Source organism: Arthrobacter jiangjiafuii (assembly GCF_018622995.1).
GTDB lineage: Bacteria > Actinomycetota > Actinomycetes > Actinomycetales > Micrococcaceae > Arthrobacter_B > Arthrobacter_B jiangjiafuii.
The window spans coordinates 1,128,753-1,144,680 of sequence record NZ_CP076022.1 but is presented as its reverse complement, the minus strand read 5'-3'; the positions used below and the strand labels follow the sequence as shown (position 1 = coordinate 1,144,680).

Below are 15,928 nucleotides of genomic sequence, written 5' to 3'. Positions count from 1 at the left end.
CCAGAGTCTGCGATGGAGATCCAGCGAGACAGGTCCAGCTAGGGCTGATTTCGCAACGACCGACGCGTTGGCATTGCACCCGGAACGGCAGCGTGGGACTGGGCGTCACCATGGGCGGCCGGAGCCGGCACGCCGGCCACGCGGTCGCTGTCGTCCTCGTGCCCGTCGCCGTCGTTCCCCTCGTCGACGCTCCGCTGCCCGACACCGGCACCGGCACCACCGGCACCCCCGGCCCCGGCGCCGGCACCATGCGGCACACCCTTGATCCCCACCGCCTTGACCACCAGCACGGCCAGCGCCGTAGTCACCGGAATCGCCAGCACCAGCCCGATGGACCCTACGAGGGTGCGGATGACCTCCTCGGCCAGTTCCCCGCTGGTGATGCTGTCCAGGAAGGACCGGTCGTAGAGCGAAACGAGGATAAGCACGGGCAGCGCGGCACCGGCGTAGGCAAAGGCGATGGTGTACACGGTGGAGGCGATATGATCCCGGCCCACACGCATCGCGCCACTGAAGAGCCGCTTGGCGCTGGCCCCGGGAGCCAGCTCGTACATCTCCCACACGGCCGAGGACTGGGTGATGGTCACGTCATTGAGCACGCCCAGCCCGGAAATAATCAGCCCACATAGGATAATGCCGGAGACGGAGAGGCTGTCCGAGGCGTTGATCAGCGTGTACGCGTTCTCGTCGTCCACGCCCACCAGATGCGCGGCATCGGTGGCCCAGGCCGCCAGTCCGGCGGTTATCAGCAGCCCGAACAGCGTCCCCAGCAGAGCGGTGGAGGTCCGGGCCGTGAAGCCGTGCGCAAAGTAGAGCACCCCGAACATAATCACGCTCGATCCGACCAGTCCCAGCAGCAGGGGCGGCTGGCCCTCCACCAGCCCGGGCAGGATGAAGCCGGCCAGCACCGCGTAGGCGCCGCCAAGCCCCAGCAGCGCGCGCAGCCCACGCCAGCGCGCGACGGCGATCACCACTCCCGCGTACAGCAGGGTCAGCGCCGCCATCGGAATGGAGCGGACAAAGTCCACGAAGACATACGGCGGAGCTCCCCCGCTGCTGCCCATCACGGCTTCCAGGTTCAGGTACTTCACGGTGTCGCCGGCCTCGATGGCCTCGCTCGCGGCGACCTCGGGCGGCACCTCGATCTGGATGGTCTTCCCGCCGGCGGACGGGACGGTGTAGGCGACCAGGCACTGCTGAGCGGTGCCGCCGGCGTCGACGAGTGCCTGCGACGACGGGCAGTCCTCCCGACTCACGCGCTGCACCTCCCCGGTGTCGAAGGTGACGCCGTCGGCGGTGGCATAGGGATCGGCGACGGTGATCCCGCCGCGGTCCCCCGTTGGCCACATCAGGACCATGGCAGCCAAGGCCAGCAGGCCCAGCGGAACCAGGATCGCGGTCAGCAGCCGGTTGGCCCGGCGCCGGGCGGCCAGGGCAGCCGGCGACGGCGGCGCATCGGAGTGCGGGGAATGGCTGTGTCCCATGAGGGTCGGTCCTTCGGGGTTGGCAGCGAGCTGCAGCCCGGTGAAACGGACGCAGGAAACACGGTCGGCATCATTGTCCCAAGTGCACGGGCAGACGGCGAATCGCGATGCGGGCCGCAGGAAATGAACGGCCGGGAACTGCGGTACAACGGCGGCGGGTCACGAAAGCAGGTACAACGACGGCGGGTGCCGGATCCCGAAGGAACCGGCACCCGCCGCCGTCGTCGTGTTACTGCGCCGGCACGCTAACGCGCTGCCGCAGCAAAACCCGCCTACGTGCTGACAACCTCGGTGGCCGCACCGATTTCGCGGGCGGCACCCTTGTCCAGCAGCGCCTGCACGATCCGCGCCACGGGAGCCATCGACTCGTCAACCTCCAGCTGCACCGGGTACTGGTAGGTCAGCATGGCCAGCAGCGATTCCAGCGCTGCCTCCTGCTCCGACTGTTCCAGCGTGGTGTCGTAACCGAGGAAAACATCCGCGGGCTCATCCGTGCGGTTGTGCGTGTAGCTCACGGCGAAGGCGGCGATCTTGCCGCCCTGCGCCTTGGGTGCATCCCGCAGCACGACGGCGCCGGCAGCACCGGTGGCGTCGTTCAGCAGCATCTGCTGGGCGCGGCCCAGCGTCATCTCCGACCGGTCCCAGCCGTGCACGGCGTTGTAGAACGCCACCACGGCCTGGGTCAGTTCCACGGAGCCGGTGGCTGCCTCGTCCAGCTGGGGTCCGGCGTCGTCCTGGAAGACCGGCAGGGTGATCCGTCCGGGCTCGACCACGACCACGCGGGACCGCTGGATCCGCGAGAATCCCGCCGCCTCGGCGAAGGCGGCACCGGCGGTGCCGGGCTCCACCTTGGCGCGCATGGCGGTAACGCCCGACGGCGCCTGCTCGGCTTCGCGGCGCAGCATCGCCAGGAGGGTGGAGCCGAGGCCGGCACGCCGGTTCTCCCGGGCCACCTCCACATAGACCCAGAGCCGGTCCGGGTGCAGCGAGGTTTCGTAGACGACGCCGGCGGCTACCGGAATGCCGTCGTCTTCGGCCACGATGCACCGGCTCCACGGCTCGTCCGAGGACGGGCGGAGCACGGCACGGAACTGCCCGGCCTGCACCGTTTCCGGGTCGCCCCAGAGCTGGTTCAGGGCCAGGTCGTCATCTTCACGCCAGGGGCGGAACGTCAATGCCATTACGCGCCGATCAGCCGTTCGGCGAGGTAGCCCTCGACCTTGTCCAGGCTCACCCGCTCCTGCGCCATGGAGTCGCGCTCGCGCACGGTCACGGCCTGGTCTTCAAGGGTGTCGAAGTCCACGGTGATGCAGAACGGGGTGCCGATTTCGTCCTGTCGGCGGTAGCGGCGGCCAATGGCACCGGCGTCGTCGAAGTCGATGTTCCAGCTGCGGCGCAGCTGGGCGGCAAGGTCCTTGGCCTTCGGGGACAGGTCCTCGTTGCGGCTCAGGGGCAGCACGGCGGCCTTGACCGGGGCCAGGCGGGGATCCAGCTTGAGGACGGTGCGCTTGTCGACGCCGCCCTTGGCGTTGGGTGCCTCGTCCTCGGTGTAGGAGTCCACCAGGAACGCCATGAAGGAACGGGTCAGGCCGGCGGCGGGCTCAATCACGTACGGCGTGAAGCGCTCGTTGGTGGCCTGGTTGAAGTAGCTCAGGTCGGTGCCGGAGTGCTTGGAGTGCGTGCCCAGGTCAAAGTCGGTGCGGTTGGCGATGCCTTCGAGCTCGCCCCACTCGGAGCCGGCGAAGCCGAAGCGGTATTCGACGTCGGTGGTGCCCTTGGAGTAGTGGCTGAGCTTTTCCAGCGGGTGTTCGAACAGGCGCAGGTTATCCGGATTGATGCCCAGCTGGGTGTACCAGTTGAAGCGGTTTTCGATCCAGTACTTGTGCCATTCCTCGTCCGTGCCCGGTTCGACGAAGAACTCCATTTCCATCTGCTCGAATTCACGGGTGCGGAAAATGAAGTTGCCCGGCGTGATTTCGTTGCGGAAGCTCTTGCCGATCTGGCCGATGCCGAACGGCGGCTTCTTGCGCGAGGTGGTCAGCACGTTGTTGAAGTTCACGAAGATGCCCTGCGCGGTTTCCGGACGCAGGTAGTGCATGCCCTCTTCATTGGCGACCGGGCCGAGGAAGGTCCTGAGCAGGCCGGAGAATTCCTGCGGCTCGGTCCACTGGCCCTTGGTCCCGCAGTTGGCGCAGGCAATGTCCGCCAGGCCGTTCTCGGGCGCGTGGCCCTTCTTTTCCTCGTAGGCCTCTTCGAGGTGGTCTGCACGGTAGCGCTTGTGGCAGCTCAGGCACTCGACCAGCGGGTCGGAGAAGACCTCAACGTGGCCCGAAGCCTCCCACACCTGGCGCGGCAGGATGACGGCGGAATCCAGGCCGACGACGTCGTCGCGCCCCCGGACCATGTGCTGCCACCACTGCTTCTTGATGTTTTCCTTGAGCTCGACGCCGAGGGGTCCGTAGTCCCATGCGGAGCGGGACCCGCCGTAAATCTCACCCGACTGGAAGACGAACCCCCGGCGCTTGGCGAGGGAGATGATCGGATCCAGTTTGGATTTGGTCGAAGCCATGGAATGGTACCGCCGTTCTTTCGTGTTTACAGGGCCGCTGGGTGCGGTCCGCTCATGGTCCCGTCCGCAGTATGCACCGGCAGGTTGCACGGTCAGGGGCTGTGGAGGGCAAAAGCTACAACTACCAGCTTAAGGTCCCGGCAGCGAAAGGCGGTTATCGGCGGCGCAAGAGCCCCGGCATGTTCCACGGCAGGGTGGCCACCACAATGGCGACCAGGGTCAGCCCGGTGCCGAGAACGGTCGCGGCGACCACCACGGACCCGGGCGCCGGAAGGACGATGTCCAGCACCAGGGACCCGATGAGCTGGCCGGCGATCATGCCCAGGCTGGTGAGCAGCACGCCCAGGCTGCGCACCAGCAGCGCGCCCACCCCAATGAAGATGCAGCCCAGCGGCCCACCCAGGTAGAGGTACCACTCCCCCGGCAGCGGCTGCCCGAAACCGGAGACGGCCAGCTTCACCCCCCACACCAGTGCCAGCACCACGGTGCCGGCGATGAAGTTGACCAGGGTGGAGGTGATCGGCGTGCCGTAGTGCATGCCGGTGGTGCCGTTCATGGCCTGTTGGAAACTCATCAGCATTCCGGCGGTCAGCGGCAGCAGCACGGGCAGCAGCAGTTCGGAAACATCCGAGGTCCCGCTGAGCTTGGGGCTGACCGCCCAGGCGACCGCCGCGATGGTCAGCACGGCTCCCACCACGCGCATCACCGTCAGGGCTTTCTTACCGGCGGGGCCGATCCCCAGCCGGTCCACCACCAGCCCGGTCAGTGTCTGGCCGGCGACGGCGGCCACCGTGAACACGGCAACGCCCAGGAGGCCGATGGTCAGGGTCTGGGAGAGCACGAAGTATCCGCCGATGGCGCCGGCCAGCACGTAATAGCGGGGGAAACGGCGTTCGCGCAGCGCGGGCAGCAGCTGGGCGGCACCGGCCCGGCCCCGCGGCAGCAGGGCGGAAATCAGGATCATGACCACCAGGCCGACTGTGAAGCTGACCAGCGCCGCGGCCAGTCCGTCGTCGAGCCGTTGCCCGAGGGCACCGTTGACCCGGGCCTGGGCGGGAATGGCGGTTCCGGCGAGGACGGCGAGGGGAAGACCTATCAGCGGATTGATCCGCACAGCATGTGGCACGGACCAACCCTACGACAGGCGCGGCGCTGCTCTGGAATCCGCTGGCCTGCAAAGACAGGGCAGAATGGACACATGAGTTCTACTGATTCCCAAGACCTTCCCATCCGCGACGAAATGATCCGCCTGGGCCAGCTGCTCAAGCTTGCCAGCCTGGCCGAAGACGGCATCCAGGCCAAGCAGCTGATCGAAGACGGCCTGGTGAAAGTCAACGGCGAGATCGAGGAACGCCGCGGCCGCCAGCTGCACCCCGGCGACACCGTCTCCGTCAACGGCGAAACCATCCGGATCGTCACAGAGGACTAACCCTCGCCGGCCCGGGCAATCGTCCCGGGCCGACCCCTCGGTTAGCCCTGGGCCTTGAGCACCAGCTGGGTCAGGAATTCCTTCACATGGCCCAGCTCCTGCATATTGATTCCGTGGCCCATGTTCGAGTAGAGGATCTTGGTCAGCGCGGTGTGCTCATTGAGCCACGCGTGGGTGAATTCGATCCGCGGCGCGTCGATCACCGGATCGGCCTGGTCCCGTCCCCAGAAGAACGGCACGCGGCCGGCCGTCAGCTCCTCGTCGTGGAAGAACGGGTTGCCCTCGGCGGGAACCACAAAACCTGAAAGCCCGACGACGGCGGCAAAGTCAGCGGGTCGGTGCCGCAGCAGGGTGCTGGCCACGGCCATGCCCATCGAGAAGCCCAGCAGCGACACGCTGCTGTGGACGCCCTTAACCCCGTCCAGCCATTCGGCGACGTCGGCCACGGCGTCCACGACGCGCTGGACGGAGAACTCCGGCTCGTTCATCAGCGGGAACCAGGTATAGCCGGGGCCCAGGGCCTGCGGCGCCCGGATGGAGGCGATGGTGAACTCCGAGGGCAGGTAATCCGCCAGACCCATCAGGTCTTCCTCGTTCGCGAGATAGCCGTGGAAAAGGACCAGCAGCGGCGTTCCGGCACGTTCGGCTTCAGGCTTGGACCAAAGGACAGTGGGGTTCCAGGGAGCTGTTTGGGGCATGACTATTATTCTGGCACGGCCGGATCCCCAACCTACGGTCGCGTAGGGGGCCTCCCGGTTGACAGGATGGGTCGGTGACTTCTCCTTCCAATCCCCCGACAGACTCTTCACTTTTCCCGGACGCCTCTCCGGAGGCCGTTCCGGAGGCCCCTCCGGAACACCCCTGGCACCGGTACGTTGCCCTTGGTGATTCCTTTACGGAAGGGATCGGCGACCCGAGTCCGGAAAGCCCCGGCGGGCACCGCGGCTGGGCTGACCGGGTGGCGGAGGAACTGGCCCGGGACCGGGACGACTTCGCGTACGCCAACCTTGCCATCCGCGGCCGCCTGCTGAACCAGATCCTCGAGGAGCAACTGGAGCCGGCCATCGAGCTTAGGCCCGACCTGGTGACGATCTGCGCTGGCGGCAACGATGTCATCCGCCCCGGCGGAGACCCTGACAGGCTGGCCGAAAAGATGGATGGCGCCGTCGCCCGCCTCGCTGAAAGCGGCGCCACGGTGGTGCTCTTCACCGGCCCGGACCTTGGCACCACACCGGTGCTGGGCAGCGTCCGTGGCCGGGTGGCCATTTACAACGAGAACCTGCGGACCATTGCGGCCCGCCACGACATCGTCATGGCGGACATGTGGGCCCTGCGTGAGCTCAGCAACAGGGAGATGTGGGCGCCGGACAGGCTGCACTTCTCGCCTCTGGGCCATCACACCATTGCAGCGATGGTGCTGGAGACCCTCGGCGTCGAGCACACCCTGGAACCGCTGGAGCCCAAGCCCCTGCCGGCCAAGAACTGGCGGACGGCGCGGACCGAGGACCTTACCTGGGCCCGCGACTACTTTGTCCCGTGGGTGGTGCGCCGCGTGCGCCACCGTTCCTCCGGGGACGGAATTGCCGCGAAGCGCCCCGTGGCCGGGCCGCTCTTTGGCGGCCAGGGCATGCCGCCGGGGTCGGGCGACTGACAGGTCCGGTGGGGGCCGCAAGCGCCGGGGTGCCCGGATCCGGTCACGTCCCGGAGGCATCCTCAGCGAGTTTGATGAGGTCCGCCAGATGGTCCGCCCAGTCCCCCGTGTGGGCGGCCACCACGTCCCCGCCCGCGGCGATGGTACCCAAGCCGCTTTCGGTAACGACGACGTCGGTATAATCCATCCCGGTGCTCCCCTGCCAGCCGGCGCTGCTGCCCGGAGCCTCCGCGCGGTCCAGGGCATCGTCATCATCGGGCCCGGGCGCGGCGTCCAGCTGGAAGCTCACCACCGTGTGGCCGCTCCAGCCCGGCTTGGTCCAGCGGAAGGACAGCAGCCGTCCCCGCGCCACCGCCAGGACCGTTCCCGTGGCCTGCTGCGCACCGCCGTCGGCCGCCCGTTCCGTCAGCGGGGCACCCGGGCTGGCCGTGAAATCCAGCTCCGGCCACCACGCCGCCCGGTTGTCCACCAGTGTGTGCCAGAGCTGGGCCGGCGAGCATCTGGCCTGCGCCGTGACGCGAATTTGATCAGGCATGCTCTTGTTCTGCCATGCCCGGTCCGGGATGGCAAGAGCAGCGGCGGCGGATGGATGCGGGCGCGGCTCAGGCGAAGAACCGCTCCCGCAGCGGCGCACCGATCTTCTCGGCGTCGGTGAGGAACCCGTCGTGCCCGATCGGAGCGCTGATCATGTGCACCGCCGTCTCCCGGGGCAGGGCAGCGGCCAGGTCATGGGACTGCTGCGGGAAATACAGCCGGTCCGAATCCACCGCTGCGATGAGGAACTCCGCGGTGGTTCCGGCCAGGGCCTGCTGCAGGGTGCCCCGACCACGGGTTACGTCGTGGCTCATCAGCGCCTCGGTCAGCACCAGGTAGCTGTTCGCATCGAACCGGGCCGTGAGTTTGCGGGCCTGGTGATCCAGGTAGCTCTCCACGGCGTAGCGCCCGCGCGCCGCCGGAACAGCCGATCCCAGCGGATTCTCGGGCTCCTGCGGGCTGCGGCCGAACCGGTATTCCAGTTCCGCTTCGGACCGGTAGGTGATGTGCGCGATCCGGCGGGCCAGACCCAGCCCGGCCGCCGGCGTCGCGCCGTTGTAGTAGTCGCCGCCGTTGAAATCCGGGTCCAGCCGGATGGCCGCCAGCTGCGCCTGGCCAAACGCAATTTGTTCGGCAGTGCTGGCAGCCGTACAGGCGATGACCGCGCAGTGCCGCACCCGGTCCGGCTCGGTAACCGCCCATTCCAGCGCCCGGGCCCCGCCCAGCGAACCGCCCAGCACCGTGTGCCAGGAGGCGATACCCAGCAGGTCCGCCAGCCGGGCCTCGGCACGGACCGAGTCCCGGACGGTAACAAACGGAAAGCGGGAGCCCCAGGGCAGGCCCTGCGGATCGGTGGAGGACGGGCCGGTGGAGCCGTAGCAACCGCCGAGCATATTGATGGCAACCACGAAAAAGCGGTCGGTGTCCACGGCTTTTCCCGGACCCACCAGGGCGTCCCACCAGCCGTCTTCCCCGCTGCTGCCCCGCGCCACATGGGTGCTTCCGGTCAGGGCGTGGGCCACCAGGACGGCGTTGGAGTGGTCCGCATTCAGGCTCCCCCAGGTCTCATAGGCGAGGGTCACCTGCGGCAGGTGCCCGCCGGTTTCCAGGTCGAAGCTGCCGATCCCGGCGTACCGCAGCACCCCGTCCCGAAGAGGTGCGGGGTGCCGCGGCGGCGCCGGTGTCACAGTGGTGTTCGAAGGCAGTGTCACGCGAACCGCTACGCTCCCTTGGCTGCCCGGAAACCGGCGTCGAGGTCCGCAATGATGTCATCGACATGTTCCAGGCCCACCGAGAGACGCACCAGGCCCGGACTCACTCCGGCCGACGCCTGTGCCTCCGCGCCGAGCTGGCTGTGCGTGGTCGACGCCGGATGGATCACCAGGGAGCGCACGTCACCAACGTTGGCCACGTGGGAGTGCAGTTCCAAGGCGTCCACGAAGCGCTTGCCGGCCTCGATACCGCCGGCGATGTCGAAGGAGACAATGGCTCCGGTACCGCGCGGCCCGTACTTGCGGCCGCGCTCGAACCACGGACTCGATTCCAGGCCCGCATAGGCGACCGACAGGACGTCGTCGTGGTTTTCCAGCCAGTTCGCGACGACGGCGGCGTTGGCCACGTGCCGCTCCATCCGCAGGCTCAGCGTTTCCAGCCCCTGTGCGATAAGGAACGCGTTGAACGGCGACACCGCCGGCCCAAGGTCGCGCAGCAACTGGACCCGCGCCTTGAGGACAAAGGCCAGGTTGGCGCCCAGCAGCCCGTTGGCGCCGAGGTCGCGGGCATAGACCAGCCCGTTGTAGCTCTCATCCGGGGTGTTGAAGCCGGGGAACTTCTCCGGATCGGCGCCGAAGTCAAAGTTGCCCGAGTCCACGATCACGCCGGCAATGGAGGTGCCGTGTCCGCCCAGGTACTTCGTGGCCGAATGCACCACGATGTCCGCGCCCCATTCGATCGGCCGGATCAGGTACGGCGTGGAGAGCGTGTTGTCCACGATCAGCGGCACGCCGGCGTCGTGGGCGATGGAGCTGATGCCCTCGATGTCCAGGACGTCCTGGCGCGGGTTGGAAACCACCTCGCCGAAGAACGCCTTGGTGTTGGGCTGCACTGCCTCGCGCCACTGGTCCAGGTTGTCCGGGTCTGCGACGAAAGTGACGTCAATGCCGAACCGCTTCAAGGTGTGCTTGAACAGGTTGTAGGTGCCCCCGTAAAGGCTGGGGCTGGCCACAATGTGGTCACCGGACTGGGCCAGGTTCAGGATCGACAGGGTTTCCGCGGCCTGCCCGGAGGCCAGCAGCAATGCGCCGATCCCGCCCTCCAGCGAGGCGATCCGCTTTTCCACCGCTTCCTGGGTGGGGTTGCCGATCCGGGTGTAAATCGGCTCCAGCTCGGCCAGCGCAAACCGGTTGGCTGCTGCTTCGGCGCTGGGAAAGACGAAGGAGGTGCTCTGGTAGATCGGCAGCGCCCGGGCGCCGGTGACGGCGTCTGGCTCCTGTCCTACGTGGATCTGCCGGGTTTCGAATGACCAGTTTCCTGACATGTTGTGCTCCCTTTAACCAGGGGCCGCACCGAGACTTCTCGCCGGAAAAGAGCCGGCAGCCACGTGTGACCCGCGCTTGCCGCACGCCGGATTGACGTGCAGCCAGGTCTTCACCCGGGGCACCCCACCGCGGTTGGAGGGTTGCCGGCCAGCAAGCCGGGGCTATCTGCTGGCACTCATGACCTATTCCCCCTATGAAAACGGATAACCCCTGCGCCCGCAACCTCTGTGACGGTTCGTTTCCGGGTAGTGCGCGGCGGCTCGGCGGCCGGGCAAACATCAAAGTTCGCGGTGTTCAGGGATCCTTTTTCCTACTTAGGCAAGCCTTGGTCGAGAGGTGCGTCACAACGTGCCATTATGGGCCGCATGCGTTTGGACCATGTATCTTATGCCTGCGAATCCGACGGTCTTTTGGCCACGACCGAGAGGATCGCCTCTGCTCTGGGAGCTGACTTCGTCAAGGGCGGTGTGCACCCGCGTTTCGGAACCCGCAACATGATTCTCCCCCTGGCCAACCACCAGTACATTGAGGTCGTCGAGGCGCTGAACCACCCGGCGTCGGACAAGGCGCCCTTCGGCCAGGCCGTGCGCCAGCGCTCCGAATGCGGAGGCGGCTGGATGGGCTGGTGCGTAGCGGTGGACAACCTCGCACCGTTTGAAGAGCGGCTGGGCCGGGCGGCCGTTCCCGGCAACCGGAAATTCCCCGACGGCCAGGAGCTCACCTGGCAGCAGATCGGGATCAACGGCCTAATCGCCGATCCCCAGGTGCCCTACATGCTGCGCTGGGACGACGGCACTGAAGCGCTCCACCCGTCCGCTGCCCTGCCCGGCATGCCCGGTGCGGTGAAGCTGGCCTCGCTGACCATTGCAGGTTCAGCGGACCGCGTCGCGCAGTGGCTTGGCACCCCCATCGAGGAGCCGCTGGAAAACGTGGGCGTCACCTGGATTTCCCCCAAGGGAACCCCGGGCATCATGTCCGTCACCTTCGATACGGCCAACGGGTCCGTCGAAATCTAGCTCTGCCGCCGGGGTCCCCTCCCGTTTGTCCGGATCCCTCCGGTGCGTCCGGGGTCCGCTCCGGTTTGTCCGGATCCCTCCGCTTTGCCCGGATCCCTCCGCTGCGCAGTGGCAGGAATTTCCCAAACCGGAGGGTTTTCCACACCTGGGACTGCTGCCCTCGCAGGCCCGCGGCCGCACGTCCAGCCTTGAGGCATGGACCCCGCACTCATTTTCTCGGCAGATGCCGAAGCCAGCGGTACGGACCGGCGTTCCCTGGCGCTGAGCTGCCGATCGGGCAAACTCGTCCGCCTCCGCCCTGGTGTCTACATGCAGGCGGACGACTGGCAGAAGCTGCCGCCCTGGGAACGGCAGCGGGCACGAATCCGGGCCGCTGTGGAACAGGTGCCGGGGCAGCGCGTCCTGATCCAACAATCCGCCGCTGTCATCTGGGGACTCCCAGTGATAGGGGATTCGCCCGAAGTACTGCTGCTGGCCATCCACCCGACCCATGGCAGGCGCCGCGGGAATCTCCGCTGGACTGAGCGCCGGCTGCTGGAACCGGTCACCATGCGGGACGGAGTCCCTGTGACTTCCCGTGCGCATACCGTCCTGGACATGGCTGCCTATCTGAACTTTGAGCGCGCGGTCCCGGCCATGGATCACGTCCTTCGTCCGGACCCCGATCGCGGTCTTCCCGCTCTGCGGAAAGAGCAGCTCCGGGAGTTAGCCGAGCACCTGCCTGACAGCGCCAAACGACTCCGGGCCCTGCGGGTTATCGACTTCGCGCAGGTGCTCTCCGAGTCAGCCGGGGAGTCCTACTCCCGGGCCGTGCTGTACCGGCATGGTTTTCCAGACCCGGAGCTCCAGCACGAATTCGCGACCACGGCAGGCCGGTTCCGTACTGACTTTTACTGGCCCGGGCACAAGCTCGCCGGGGAGTTCGACGGTTCGGTGAAATACGGACGCGGCAAAGCCGGCATTGCACCGTCGTGGGACACCCTCCTGCGGGAGAAACGCCGGGAAGACGCCATTCGGGCCACCGGAGTTGGATTTGTCCGCTGGTCCTGGAATGACATCACCAGGCCACCGCAACACCCGGAGGCTTTGGTGCAGCGTCTGGTCCGGGCGGGGCTGTCCCAATCCCGCCACCGCTGATTCCCCTCCGCTTTGTGGCAATCCCTCCGCTGCGCCGCGGAGGGATTGCCACAAAGCGGAGGGATTACCGAACCGCCCCGGCTCTGCCCTTACCGGATCGGAGGAGCTGCCGAAGCTGCCGCCGCGACCAGCCGGGCATTGAGCCCGCGGACGGTGCCGGCATCGATCTTCACCACGCGGCGGTCGTAGGTGAGCAGCCCGTTCACCTCGTCCTCGACGTCGGTCAGCTGCGTATAGACGGTCGCGGCCAGGCCCCGGGCCACCGCCGGTTCGATCTGCTTGCGGTGCAGCTTCACGTAGGCCTTGAGCAAGGCGTCGGGTGTCTTGAACCGCCGGTAGCCGAACTCCTTGTCGTTGAATGTGTGGCCCGGCACCCGCAGGCTGTAGCCACCGTATTCGGAGAGCACCACGGCGCGGCCGTCCTTCAGCCAGCCCCGGTGCAGCTTGAACGGCACGAAGTACACGTGGACGCTCTTGAGGTCTCCCCCGCCCTGGTCATGCCAGCCGCTGGCATGGTCGATGCTGCGGGTGGGGTCCAGGCCGCGCAGCAGGTCAGCGGCGGCGTTGGCATCGAACTGCCCCCAGCCTTCGTTGAACGGCACCCAGACGGCAATCGAGGCGGCGTTGCGCAGCAGGTCCACCGTGCCGCGCAGCTCGGTGCGGAAGTCCTCCCGGCCCTGCGTGTCCGCGCGCCCGAACGCCTTGTAGTCGCCGTCGTCGTGATGACGCGCGCCCACGGCCGGGGCGTCGGCAATCGCAGGCCGGTAGGGCCGGCCGCCGTTGACCAGGTCCTGCCACACCAGCATGCCCAGGCGGTCGCAGTGGTAGTACCAGCGCAGCGGTTCAATCTTGATGTGCTTGCGCAGCAAGGTGAAGCCCAGGTCCTTTGCGGCCTGGATATCGTAGGCCAGCGCCTCGTCCGACGGCGCGGTGTACAGCCCGTCCGGCCAGTACCCCTGGTCCAGCAGCCCGGCGTGGAAGTACGGCCGGCCGTTGAGCAGCAGCCGGGTATGCCCGGCGGCGTCCGGTCCCGTGCCGAAGGTGCGCAGGCCGGTGTAGCTGCGGACGCTGTCGACGGTTTCGCCCGCCGCCTGCAGCTGCACCGTCACGTCGTACAGGAACGGATCTTCCGGCGTCCACAGCTGCGGGTCGGGCACCGGAATCTGTGCCGGGGTTCCGGGTACGACGACGGCGTCCGCCACAGTGCGCCCGCCGGCGGACACGGTAATCACCGCCTGCAGCTCCGCTGTGACAGGGCCGCCTGAGGAGGGGCCACCGGCCCCGGCCGGTTCGCCATCGAGCAGGACGGTCACCGCCACGGAGTCCAGCGAGGGCACCAGGACCAGCTGCGAAATGCTGATGCACGGCACTGATTCCAGCCAGACGGTCTGCCAGATGCCCGACTGGGCGGTGTACCAGATGCCGCCACGGTCCAGGGTCTGCTTGCCGCGGCTTGCGTAGCCGGTGTTGCTGATGTCCCGGACCCGGACCACGATTTCCTGCTCGGGTTCCTCCGCGGAGCCCTCCACCGCGGCGGCATCTCCAGCTCCGGAGCGCAGCGCAGCGGTGACGTCCAGCGAAAACGGAAGGTAGCCGCCGTCGTGCCCGCCCACGTCGATGCCGTTGACCGTGACGGTGCAGCTTTGGTCCACGGCCCCGAAGTGCAGCAGCACGCGCTCGCCCGCGAACCCGGCCGGCAGCCGCAGGGTCCGCCGGTACCAGAGCACCTGCTGGGGCTGGAGCTGCCGGTTGACGCCGGAGAGCGGGGCCTCAGGAGAGAAGGGCACCAGGATGCGGCCGTCCCACTCATCCTCCGCGGGGGCCAGTTCGCGGCGGGCCGAGGTGATCGTGTACTGCCAGTAGCCGTTGAGGTTCAGGTAGCTGTCGCGGACCAGCTGCGGCCGGGGATATTCCTGCAGCACGGCGTCGGGGTCCAGGTCTGCTCCCCACGGGGTCGTCAGTGTCACGAGGGGGTGCTCTCCATGTGCTTATCGGCGTCGCTCATTCGAAAAGCCTAGCGTGGGACCCGGCGCCCCGGCTCCGAAACGAGGGCTCAGCCGCCGATCCCGATCGCCGGACCGAACAGTGCGAATCCGACAAAGCCGGCAATATCCACGAGCGCGTGCGCGATCACCAGCGGCATCACCCGCTTCGTTTTGGTGTAGGCGTAGCCGAAGAGCAGCCCCATCAGGAAGTTGCCGATGCCCGGTCCGATCCCCTGGTAAAGGTGGTAACTGGCGCGGATCAGGGCGCTGGTGAGGATGATCGCCGGTGTGCTCCAGCCCAGCTGCCGCAGCCGCACAAACAGGTATCCCACCACGATGACCTCCTCCAGCACGGCGTGCCGCAGGGCGGAGAGGATCAGCACCGGCAGGGTCCACCAATAGGTGTCCAGCGCCGCCGGGACCAGCGCCGTGGTGATGCCCAGTGCCCGGCCTGCCGCGTAGACGCCGAGCGTGCCGACGCCGATCACGGCTGCCAGGGCGACCCCCAGCCCGAAGTCGCGCAGCGGCTTGGCGAAGGTGAAGCCGATCCGCCGGAACGCGCTCTTGCCCGGCCCGGTCAGCAGGTAGAGCACCAGCGCCACCGGCAGCAGGGAGAAGAAGATCCCCAGCAGCTGATAGGTCAGGTCGAACCACGGGCTCTCGTCCAGCACCGGATTCAGCGTGGTGGTCTGCCCGGCGAGGGGGCCCTTGGAGGCTTTTTCCAGGAGTTCGACGACGGCGTACACGCCGGATCTGCCCAGCGAGAGTCCCAGCACAATCAGGATTTCGAAGACGAGCATCTTCCGCGCCCGCGGATCCAGGGCTTCGGCGGGGGCGGAGGGAAAGGCGGCGCGCATGGTCCCATTGTGCCGGATGCCGCCGTGCCGGATGCCGCCGGCGTCCCGGCTGCTCCGCTCCGGGCCGGCTCCCGCTGCCGCGGTGGGAAGCGGGCGGGGTTTGGGGTCCGGTTTAGGAGCGGACCGTTTCGTACGTGAGTTTGACCATTCCGGTCCTGTCGAAGCGCTGTTCGCTCAGCAGCCGCAGGTTGAGTTTGAGTCCCTCGGGAAACACCTTGGTGCCGGCGCCCACCGTCACGGGGTAGACCATCAGGGACACCACGTCCACCAGCCCCAGCTCAAAGGCGGCTGCGGTCACGGTGGGACCTTCAATCAGCAGGTCGCCCGGCGTCTCGGCCTCCACCCGGTCGAAGGCTTCCACCGTGAATTCCCGTTCCAGCCGGGTCCGTTCCGTCCAGATGTCCCCAAGGGTGCGGGAGAAGACCACTTTGTGGGCCCGGTTCCAGTTCTCGGCGAAGGCTGCTGCCGCCGGTGAACCTTCGGCGAGGGAAGGATCGGTTTCCCAGACGGCCATGGATTCGTACATCCGCCGTCCATACAGGTGCGTGCCCACGTTGGCCAGGTCCGCGGTGACCGATTCCACCATGGCCTCATCCGGGACTGCCCAGGACAGGTCGCCCGTTTCATCGGCGATGTAGCCGTCCAGGGTGCAGGAGATCAGGTAAAGGAGTTTTCCCATGGCACATCTCAACCCGGAGCGCGAGCGGAGGGCAAGGGTGCCGGGATGAA

General features: G+C 67.5%; 15 protein-coding genes and 1 riboswitch. Of the genes, 4 read left to right on the top strand and 11 right to left on the bottom strand.

The genetic code is table 11. The annotated features are described in order from the left end of the window. Window positions 1-38: 38 nt before the first annotated feature. From KKR91_RS05400 to KKR91_RS05385, 4 genes are all read right to left on the bottom strand, one after another. Entirely contained in the window at window positions 39-1,484 is a 1,446-nt protein-coding gene (locus KKR91_RS05400; protein WP_210230481.1) for a YibE/F family protein, read from the bottom strand. A gap of 272 nt (window positions 1,485-1,756) precedes the next feature. Continuing rightward, window positions 1,757-2,665, bottom strand: a complete 909-nt coding sequence (locus KKR91_RS05395; protein ID WP_210230479.1) for a GNAT family N-acetyltransferase — start codon at window positions 2,663-2,665, stop codon at window positions 1,757-1,759. Continuing rightward, window positions 2,665-4,053 (bottom strand): glycine--tRNA ligase, encoded by a 1,389-nt coding sequence (locus tag KKR91_RS05390; RefSeq protein ID WP_210230477.1) that lies wholly within the window; start codon window positions 4,051-4,053, stop codon window positions 2,665-2,667. The genes KKR91_RS05395 and KKR91_RS05390 overlap by 1 nt, the downstream gene beginning before the upstream one ends. A gap of 154 nt (window positions 4,054-4,207) precedes the next feature. Next, window positions 4,208-5,179: a DMT family transporter gene (locus tag KKR91_RS05385; protein WP_210230475.1), complete on the bottom strand. Its 972-nt coding sequence runs from the start codon at window positions 5,177-5,179 to the stop codon at window positions 4,208-4,210. A gap of 72 nt (window positions 5,180-5,251) precedes the next feature. On the opposite strand from KKR91_RS05385, the gene KKR91_RS05380 reads away from it, so the two are divergent. Then, a complete protein-coding gene (locus KKR91_RS05380) occupies window positions 5,252-5,482 on the top strand; it encodes an RNA-binding S4 domain-containing protein (protein WP_210230473.1) in 231 nt (76 codons plus the stop codon). 41 nt (window positions 5,483-5,523) lie between these two features. Here KKR91_RS05380 and KKR91_RS05375 read toward each other — a convergent pair whose 3' ends face one another. Further along, entirely contained in the window at window positions 5,524-6,180 is a 657-nt protein-coding gene (locus tag KKR91_RS05375; protein ID WP_210230471.1) for an alpha/beta hydrolase, read from the bottom strand. 74 nt (window positions 6,181-6,254) lie between these two features. Between KKR91_RS05375 and KKR91_RS05370 the strand changes: the two genes are divergently transcribed. Further along, window positions 6,255-7,133 (top strand): SGNH/GDSL hydrolase family protein, encoded by an 879-nt coding sequence (locus tag KKR91_RS05370; protein WP_210230469.1) that lies wholly within the window; start codon window positions 6,255-6,257, stop codon window positions 7,131-7,133. Window positions 7,134-7,176: 43 nt separating this feature from the next. Here the strand turns inward: KKR91_RS05370 and KKR91_RS05365 are convergent, their stop codons facing one another. From KKR91_RS05365 to KKR91_RS05355, 3 genes are all read right to left on the bottom strand, one after another. Continuing rightward, window positions 7,177-7,668: an SRPBCC family protein gene (locus KKR91_RS05365; RefSeq protein ID WP_210230467.1), complete on the bottom strand. Its 492-nt coding sequence runs from the start codon at window positions 7,666-7,668 to the stop codon at window positions 7,177-7,179. A 67-nt stretch (window positions 7,669-7,735) separates the two neighbouring features. After that, window positions 7,736-8,872 (bottom strand): homoserine O-acetyltransferase MetX, encoded by a 1,137-nt coding sequence (metX, locus tag KKR91_RS05360; protein ID WP_237687588.1) that lies wholly within the window; start codon window positions 8,870-8,872, stop codon window positions 7,736-7,738. A 14-nt stretch (window positions 8,873-8,886) separates the two neighbouring features. Continuing rightward, complete coding sequence (locus KKR91_RS05355) at window positions 8,887-10,203, bottom strand: bifunctional o-acetylhomoserine/o-acetylserine sulfhydrylase (RefSeq protein ID WP_210230465.1); 1,317 nt, start codon at window positions 10,201-10,203, stop codon at window positions 8,887-8,889. Between the two features lie 67 nt (window positions 10,204-10,270). Beyond that, window positions 10,271-10,387, bottom strand: a riboswitch (SAM riboswitch). 182 nt (window positions 10,388-10,569) lie between these two features. On the opposite strand from KKR91_RS05355, the gene KKR91_RS05350 reads away from it, so the two are divergent. Further along, on the top strand, window positions 10,570-11,220 hold the full coding sequence (locus KKR91_RS05350; RefSeq protein ID WP_210230463.1) for a VOC family protein: 651 nt from the start codon (window positions 10,570-10,572) through the stop codon (window positions 11,218-11,220). A gap of 195 nt (window positions 11,221-11,415) precedes the next feature. Beyond that, window positions 11,416-12,357: a type IV toxin-antitoxin system AbiEi family antitoxin domain-containing protein gene (locus tag KKR91_RS05345; protein WP_210230462.1), complete on the top strand. Its 942-nt coding sequence runs from the start codon at window positions 11,416-11,418 to the stop codon at window positions 12,355-12,357. Between the two features lie 89 nt (window positions 12,358-12,446). Here the strand turns inward: KKR91_RS05345 and KKR91_RS05340 are convergent, their stop codons facing one another. The 3 genes from KKR91_RS05340 to KKR91_RS05330 form a co-directional block, all read right to left on the bottom strand. Then, window positions 12,447-14,324: a glycoside hydrolase family 2 protein gene (locus tag KKR91_RS05340; protein WP_210230461.1), complete on the bottom strand. Its 1,878-nt coding sequence runs from the start codon at window positions 14,322-14,324 to the stop codon at window positions 12,447-12,449. A gap of 86 nt (window positions 14,325-14,410) precedes the next feature. After that, entirely contained in the window at window positions 14,411-15,199 is a 789-nt protein-coding gene (locus KKR91_RS05335) for a CPBP family intramembrane glutamic endopeptidase (RefSeq protein ID WP_210230459.1), read from the bottom strand. A gap of 112 nt (window positions 15,200-15,311) precedes the next feature. Beyond that, a complete protein-coding gene (locus tag KKR91_RS05330) occupies window positions 15,312-15,878 on the bottom strand; it encodes a dihydrofolate reductase family protein (RefSeq protein ID WP_210230458.1) in 567 nt (188 codons plus the stop codon). Window positions 15,879-15,928: the final 50 nt, after the last annotated feature.

Coding starts and splice junctions, on each gene's coding strand:
- KKR91_RS05380 (WP_210230473.1), top strand. CDS start 5,252: ATGAGTTCTACTGATTCCCAAGACCTTCCCATCCGCGACGAAATGATC.
- KKR91_RS05355 (WP_210230465.1), bottom strand. CDS start 10,203: ATGTCAGGAAACTGGTCATTCGAAACCCGGCAGATCCACGTAGGACAG.
- KKR91_RS05365 (WP_210230467.1), bottom strand. CDS start 7,668: ATGCCTGATCAAATTCGCGTCACGGCGCAGGCCAGATGCTCGCCGGCC.
- KKR91_RS05330 (WP_210230458.1), bottom strand. CDS start 15,878: ATGGGAAAACTCCTTTACCTGATCTCCTGCACCCTGGACGGCTACATC.
- KKR91_RS05335 (WP_210230459.1), bottom strand. CDS start 15,199: ATGCGCGCCGCCTTTCCCTCCGCCCCCGCCGAAGCCCTGGATCCGCGG.
- KKR91_RS05345 (WP_210230462.1), top strand. CDS start 11,416: ATGGACCCCGCACTCATTTTCTCGGCAGATGCCGAAGCCAGCGGTACG.
- KKR91_RS05400 (WP_210230481.1), bottom strand. CDS start 1,484: ATGGGACACAGCCATTCCCCGCACTCCGATGCGCCGCCGTCGCCGGCT.
- KKR91_RS05375 (WP_210230471.1), bottom strand. CDS start 6,180: ATGCCCCAAACAGCTCCCTGGAACCCCACTGTCCTTTGGTCCAAGCCT.
- KKR91_RS05395 (WP_210230479.1), bottom strand. CDS start 2,665: ATGGCATTGACGTTCCGCCCCTGGCGTGAAGATGACGACCTGGCCCTG.
- KKR91_RS05390 (WP_210230477.1), bottom strand. CDS start 4,053: ATGGCTTCGACCAAATCCAAACTGGATCCGATCATCTCCCTCGCCAAG.
- KKR91_RS05350 (WP_210230463.1), top strand. CDS start 10,570: ATGCGTTTGGACCATGTATCTTATGCCTGCGAATCCGACGGTCTTTTG.